This is a genomic window from Adlercreutzia sp. DFI.6.23 (genome assembly GCF_024462535.1).
Lineage (GTDB): Bacteria > Actinomycetota > Coriobacteriia > Coriobacteriales > Eggerthellaceae > Adlercreutzia > Adlercreutzia rubneri.
On sequence record NZ_JANGBP010000058.1, the window covers coordinates 1 to 480 of the forward strand.

1 protein-coding gene is annotated in these 480 nt (G+C 60.8%); it reads right to left on the minus strand.

The features are described from left to right. On the minus strand, positions 1–430 hold a 430-nt coding region (locus NE591_RS12325; protein ID WP_256156754.1), incomplete at its 3' end, for a plasmid recombination protein. Between the last annotated feature and the right edge of the window lie 50 nt (positions 431–480).

A 480-nucleotide genomic window follows, 5' to 3' on the forward strand; every position in this document is an offset into this window, starting at 1 on the left:
CCTTCAACACCTCGTCCTTGTGGACGTACCCGCCCATCATGTTCTCGATGCCGAACTTCTTCGACAGGTACCAGTACGTGAGACGGAAGAACCTGTCCCCATCGCCCTTGCGCACATTGTCGGGAAGCGTCACAACAACGTCAGCCATAACGACCGCATCCTTGCGCGTGGCACGCTTCCCTGCGGCCTTCTGGGCCTCGTTCACGCGCTCGATGCGGCTCTCCACCGTGCCCCAGTTCCGCTCGCCCTCGCGCGGCTCCACGCGCCCCACAACGAGCTTGCCGTCCTTGTTCGTGTAGTGGCCGACCACCAAGTCGTTCTTGATGCGCTCGGGGTCGATGTTGTCGCGCTCCAGGCTGCTGCGGTCGCGGCGGTAGTGGGCAAGCATGTGCCCGACCGATGGAGCGTTGTATTTCGCGATGTGAGCCATGGAAACCTCCGAACCGTACAGACTTAATCGTCTAAAGTCTAGCACGTTAG